This is a genomic window from Rhizobacter sp., from assembly GCF_031412495.1.
Taxonomy (GTDB): domain Bacteria; phylum Pseudomonadota; class Gammaproteobacteria; order Burkholderiales; family Burkholderiaceae_C; genus Schlegelella_A.
Window position 1 is genome coordinate 1 of the sequence record NZ_JANODC010000260.1, and the last position, 5,610, is coordinate 5,610.

The 5,610-nt window shown below is 71.3% G+C and carries 6 protein-coding genes and 1 pseudogene; 3 read left to right on the top strand and 4 right to left on the bottom strand.

The window, feature by feature from the left end; translation table 11 throughout:
- From AC30N0_RS09950 to lplT, 4 genes are all read right to left on the bottom strand, one after another.
- Window positions 1-883, bottom strand: an 883-nt coding sequence (locus AC30N0_RS09950; protein ID WP_489517764.1) for an amino acid aminotransferase, incomplete at its 3' end; no start/stop codon positions are given.
- A 13-nt stretch (window positions 884-896) separates the two neighbouring features.
- Window positions 897-1,394 carry a glutathione peroxidase gene (locus AC30N0_RS09955; RefSeq protein WP_489517765.1) on the bottom strand — a complete coding sequence of 166 codons (498 nt, stop codon included), beginning with the start codon at window positions 1,392-1,394 and terminating at the stop codon, window positions 897-899.
- A gap of 53 nt (window positions 1,395-1,447) precedes the next feature.
- A complete protein-coding gene (locus tag AC30N0_RS09960; protein WP_489517766.1) occupies window positions 1,448-2,347 on the bottom strand; it encodes a DMT family transporter in 900 nt (299 codons plus the stop codon).
- Between the two features lie 38 nt (window positions 2,348-2,385).
- Window positions 2,386-3,663, bottom strand: a complete 1,278-nt coding sequence (gene lplT, locus AC30N0_RS09965; RefSeq protein ID WP_489517767.1) for a lysophospholipid transporter LplT — start codon at window positions 3,661-3,663, stop codon at window positions 2,386-2,388.
- A 129-nt stretch (window positions 3,664-3,792) separates the two neighbouring features.
- Here lplT and alr point away from each other — a divergent pair, with 129 nt between their 5' ends.
- From alr to AC30N0_RS09980, 3 genes and pseudogenes are all read left to right on the top strand, one after another.
- Entirely contained in the window at window positions 3,793-4,905 is a 1,113-nt protein-coding gene (gene alr, locus AC30N0_RS09970) for an alanine racemase (RefSeq protein ID WP_489517768.1), read from the top strand.
- Entirely contained in the window at window positions 4,902-5,312 is a 411-nt protein-coding gene (gene arfB, locus AC30N0_RS09975; RefSeq protein ID WP_489517769.1) for an alternative ribosome rescue aminoacyl-tRNA hydrolase ArfB, read from the top strand. Before alr ends, arfB begins: the two co-directional genes overlap by 4 nt.
- Window positions 5,313-5,378: 66 nt before the next feature.
- Window positions 5,379-5,610 (top strand): annotated as a pseudogene (locus tag AC30N0_RS09980) (DNA repair protein RadA); the annotation flags it as partial.

Below are 5,610 nucleotides of genomic sequence, written 5' to 3' on the forward strand. Positions count from 1 at the left end.
CGACGATGCCCGCGGCATGGATCGCCGGGCTCGAATAATTGCGGCGCACCGTGGCCTTCATCTGGCCGAGCACCAGCTCAGCCTCGGCGCGGCTGCTACAGACCACGCTGAGCGCACCCGCGCGCTCGCCGTAGACGCTCATGCTTTTGGAGAACGAGTTGGCGACGAAGAAGCTCAGGCCCGACGCGGCGAGCAAGCGGATCGCGAAGGCGTCTTCCTCGATGCCATCGCCATAGCCCTGGTAAGCGATGTCGAGGTAGGGCAGCAAGCTGCGCTCGCGCAGCACCGGCAGCAATTGCTCCCATTGCGCGCGCGTCAGGTCGACGCCGGTCGGGTTGTGGCAGCAGGCGTGCAGCAGGACCACGCTGCGCGGCGGCAGGCTGCTCAGCGTGGCGAGCATCGCGTCGAACTTCAGGCCACCAGTGGTCGCGTCGTAGTACGGGTAGCTGTGCACGGCCATGCCGGCACCGTCGAACATCGAGGCGTGGTTCTCCCAGCTCGGGTCGCTGACCCAGACCGCGCTGCCCGGCAGCCAGCGGGCAAGGAAATCGGCGCCGACCTTGAGGCCCCCGCTCGAGCCGACCGACTGGATCGTGGCGACGCGCTTCGCTGCCAGCGCCTCGTGCTCGCGCCCGAACAGGAGCGTCTGGACTTCGCCGCGCATGTTGGCGGCGCCCTCGATGGGCAGGTAGGGCTTCGCGGCGTCGCGGGCACAGACGGAGCGCTCGGCGCGGCACACCGAATCGAGGACGGGAATGCGCCCGGCATCGTCGAAGTAGATGCCGATCGACAGGTTGATCTTGCCCGGACGCGGATCCTTCTGGAAGTCGTCGTTCAGGCTGAGGATGGGGTCGCCGGCGAACGGCTCGACGTGCTCGAACATGGCAGCAACGGGCCTAGGCCGCGAGCGCCTTCTCGATGTCGGGCTGCAGTGACTGCGGCGGGTCGGCGGGGCCATAGCGCTTGATGACCTGGCCGTCCTTGCCGACGAGGAACTTGGTGAAGTTCCACTTGATCCCCTTGGTGCCGAGGATGCCGCGCGCTTCGGCGGTGAGCCACTTCCAGAGCGGGTGCGCCTGGTCGCCGTTGACATCGACCTTGGCCATCATCGGGAAGCTGACGCCGTAGTTCGCCTGGCAGAAGGTGGCGATCTCCTGGTTCGAGCCCGGGTCCTGGGCGCCGAACTGGTTGCTCGGAAAGCCGATGACCACCAGCCCGCGGTCCTGGTACTTCTGCCACAGCGCCTCGAGGCCCGCGAACTGGGGCGTGAAGCCGCACTGGCTGGCGGTGTTGACGATCAGCGCCACCTTGCCTCGCTGCGTCGACAGGTGCGCTGGCTTGCCCTCGATCGAGGTCGCCTCGAAGTCGAACAGGCTTTTCTCTCTGGCGGCCATTCTTTTTCCGAAGGAGTGACGAGTGGACGGCGATGGTAGCGCCGGCCTGCCTTTCAATGCCCGGGGCCGGGGCGCGCCGCGGCCAGGAGCGCCCCGGCCACGATGAGGGCGCCGCCGATGGCGACGCGGGCCGACGGCTCGCTCGCACCGAGGGCGATCGCCGATGCCGACGCGAAGACCACCTCGGTGAGCATCACCACCGAGGTCCGGTTCGCGGGCAGGCGCGCCGCGCCGTACTGCAGGGCGAGGTTGCCGGTCAGGAACAGCAGGGTGAGGCCGCCGAGGGGCAGCAGCCAGGCGGCGGCGAGCGCCGGCGGCGGGTCGGCGCGGCCGCTCGCCGTCAGCGCCACGGCCAGGGCGGCGGCAACCACGGCGCCGCCCAGGAACATCGCCAGGGCGCGGCCTTCCTCGGGCCGGTGCGCCTCGCGCCGCAGCATCACGTTGTTGAAGGCGAACGAGAAGCCGCCAATGACGCCGAGCCAGTCGGCGAGCGAGCCCGGCAGCGGCAGCCCGACCGGCGTCGGCTTCGCGTCGCCGCCGCCTGGCCACAGGACGACGACGGCGCCCACCAGGCCGAGGGCGATGCGCAGCCACCCCGCCGAGGTGAGTCGCTCGCCGAGGACGAGGCGGGCGAGCAGCACCGTCCACAGCGGCATCAGGTAGAACAGGAGGACGACGCGGACCACGTCGCCGATCGTCACCGCCCAGTTGAACGAGGCGTTGGTGACGCCGGCCGCCGTCACCAGGACCCAGAGCGCCGGCGTCGTCAGCACTTGGCGCACCGCCTGCGGCCGCGCCGCGACGATGGCCAGCGAGGCGAGCGTGAAGACGATCGCCGTGGCCCAGAGCGGGTGCAGCCCCAGCCCCTGCAGGTGCCGGAACGGCCACCACGAGGTGCCCCAGACGAAGGCGTTGACGACCAGCGCCAGGCTGGGCAGGAGGGCGACGTTCATGGCGCGTGGCAGCGCTCGGGCAAGGGCCGTTGCGGGCCCTAGTGCTTGTCGAGGCGGGCGATCGACAGCAGGTGCCTGATCTCTTCGGGATAGCGCGCGCAGTTCGAGAGATGCCAACGCCGGATGATCCACATCGTCCCGGCGACCAGCAGGCCGAAGATCGCGATCGCCGCGAAGGCCGACAGGCCGAAGCGGGTCAGGGCGGTGTAGAAGGCGCCGAGGCCGAGGATGCAGGCCTGCTCGTTGAAGTTCTGCACGGCGATCGATCGGCCCGCGCCCATCAGGTTGGCGCCGCGGTGCTGCAGCAGCGCGTTCATCGGCACGACCAGGAAGCCGCCGATGGCGCCGAGCACGATCAGGAACGGCGCCGCCACCCAGACGTTGGTGATCAGGTCGAGGCCGACCACGAGCACGCCCATGGCGATGCCCAGCGGGATGACGTTGGTGGCCTGGTCGAGGCGCATCCGCATCGAGGCGACGACGGCGCCCACGGCCGTGCCGATGGCAACGACGCCGACCAGCGCCGACGCCTGCGGCGTGCCGTAGCCGAGCGCCGCGGCGGCCCAGGCGAAGACGATGACCCGCAGGTTGCCGGAGACGCCCCAGAACAGCGTCGTCGTCGCCAGCGAGATCTGGCCGAGCTTGTCGTTCCACAGACGCGCGTTGCAGCTCGAGAAGTCGCGCACCAGCGAGCCGATGCCGTGCGCCAGGGGCTGCAGCGGCGCATCGGTGCGCGGGATGCGCATGTTGAAGAGGGCGGCGACGATGTAGAGGATGGCGATCAACGCCACCGCCGCCTCGGGCGCGCTCTGGATGCCGGTATCGAAGACCGGCACGTCGAAGGCCAGCAGGTGCTCGGACACGACCCGGCCGACCAGCTGCCCGCCGAGCAGCACGCCGAGGATGATCGACAGGATGGTGAGGCCCTCGATCCAGCCGTTGGCCTTGACCAGCTGCGAGTTCGGCAGCAGCTCGGTGAGGATCCCGTACTTGGCCGGCGAGTACGCGGCGGCGCCGAGCCCGACGATGGCGTAGGCGAGCAGCGGGTGGGCGCCGAACAGCATGAGCAGGCAGCCGACGATCTTGATCGTGTTCGAGATCAGCATCACCGTGCCCTTCGGCACCGCGTCGGCGAAGGCGCCGACGCCCGGAGCGAGGATCACGTAGAAGAGCGCGAACATCGGCGTCAGCGCGGGGATGTGCCAGGAAGGCGCGCCGCCGGTCCGGAGCAGTTCGATGGCAGCCACCAGCAGGGCGTTGTCGGCCAGCGAGCTGAAGAACTGCGCCGCCATGATGGTGTAGAAGCCTTTTTTCATTCGCTATGCGTCGGCTCCTGTCGGGCCGCGTGGTCACGGCCCGTCTCCCTGCGGCGGGGTTTATAGCACGCGCGTTTCGGCCCTCTGCGGGCACGTCCGCGAGACGGGTGCACTGGCAGAATCGGCCGCATGCCGCGTCCCGTCGAAGCGCTGATCCACGCCGGCGCGCTGCGCGCGAACCTCGAGGTGGCGCGGCGCGCGGCCGGCGGCGCCCGCGTCTGGGCCGTCGTCAAGGCCGACGCCTACGGGCACGGCATCGCCAACGTCCACGAGGCGCTGCAGGGCGCCGACGGCTTCGCCCTGCTCGACGTCGCCGAGGCCGAGCGCCTGCGCGAGCTCGGCTGGCGCGGGCCGGTGCTCCTGCTCGAAGGTTGCTTCGACGCGCGCGACCTCGAGGCATGCAGTCGCCTGAAGCTCTGGCACGTCGTCCACTCGACGGCGCAGATCGATCTGCTCGCGGCCTTGAAGACCGATCGCCCGCACCGCGTCTTCCTGAAGCTGAACAGCGGCATGAACCGGCTCGGCTTTGCGCCGGCGAGCTTTCGCGCCGCCTGGCTGCGCCTCGACGCCCTGGCTCAGGTCGAAGAGATCACCTTGATGACGCACCTGGCCGACGCCGACGCCGCCGACCCCCGCGCGATCGAGCCGGCGCTGGCCACGTTCGAGGCGGCGACGCGCGAGCTGCCGGGCGAGCGCTCGATCTGCAACAGCGCGGCGACCCTGCGCTTCGGCAGCCGCCTCGGCGGTGAGGGCTGGGTCCGCCCGGGCATCCTGCTGTACGGGTCGTCGCCCGACCACCCGCTTCGCAGCGCCGCCGACTGGGGCCTGGCGCCGGCCATGAGCCTGCGCACGCGCATGATCGCGGTGCAGGAGCTGGCGGTCGGCGCAAGCGTCGGCTACGGCAGCAGCTTCACCGCGACCGCCCCCATGCGCGTCGGCGTCGCCGCCTGCGGCTATGCCGACGGCTACCCGCGCCTGGCCCCCGGGACGAACGAGCGCGGCACGCCGGTGCTCGTCGACGGCGTGCGCACGCGCACGGTGGGCCGGGTCTCGATGGACATGATCACGGTCGACCTGTCGCCCGTTCCGGCGGCGCGCGTCGGCAGCGAGGTCGTGCTCTGGGGCCGCTCGGAGGGCGGCGCGGTCCTGCCGATCGACGAGGTGGCGCAGGCCGCCGGGACCGTCGGCTACGAGCTGATGTGCGCGCGCGCGCCGCGGGTGCCGGCGCGCATCGCCGGGTGAGCACCGCCCCCGTCGTCGACGAATCCGAGGTCGAGATCACCGCCGTCCGGGCCCAGGGCGCGGGCGGGCAGAACGTCAACAAGGTCTCGAGCGCCATCCACCTGCGCTTCGACATCGCCGCCTCGTCGCTGCCCGAGCCGATCAAGGAGCGCCTGCTCGCGCGCACCGACCGGCGCGTCACCGACCAGGGCGTGCTCGTCATCAAGGCGCAGCGCCACCGCAGCCAGGACATGAACCGGCGCGACGCGATGCTGCGCCTCAACGAGCTGGTCGCGCGCGCCGCCGAGGTGGCGCCGACGCGCCGGCCGACGCGGCCGACGCGGGCCTCGCGCGAGCGGCGCCTCGAAGGCAAGAGCGTGCGCTCGCAGGTCAAGGCCGGCCGCGCCAAGGTCTCGGACGCGGGCTGAGCAGCCCTCGGCTCCGCATCGGTGCAGGGTCGCGACGCCGGAGCCGGCGCGGCTACAGTCGATCGGATGGCGAAGGAGAGATCGGTCTACACCTGCACCGAGTGCGGTGGCGCGAACGCGAAGTGGCTCGGCAAGTGCCCGCACTGCGGGGCCTGGAACACGCTGGTCGAGACGGTCGCCGAGAGCGCCGCCAAGCCGCGCTATGCCAGCGCCGGCCGCGGTCTCCTGCCCGGCGAAGCGGTGGCGACGCTGGCCGAGATCGAGGCCAGCGACGCCGAACGCCAGCCGACCGGGATCG

What these genes read in the sequence shown, in the direction of transcription:
- AC30N0_RS09955 (WP_489517765.1), bottom strand. Translation starts at nt 1,394, where the DNA reads ATGGCCGCCAGAGAGAAAAGCCTGTTCGACTTCGAGGCGACCTCGATC.
- AC30N0_RS09960 (WP_489517766.1), bottom strand. Translation starts at nt 2,347, where the DNA reads ATGAACGTCGCCCTCCTGCCCAGCCTGGCGCTGGTCGTCAACGCCTTC.
- lplT (WP_489517767.1), bottom strand. Translation starts at nt 3,663, where the DNA reads ATGAAAAAAGGCTTCTACACCATCATGGCGGCGCAGTTCTTCAGCTCG.
- alr (WP_489517768.1), top strand. Translation starts at nt 3,793, where the DNA reads ATGCCGCGTCCCGTCGAAGCGCTGATCCACGCCGGCGCGCTGCGCGCG.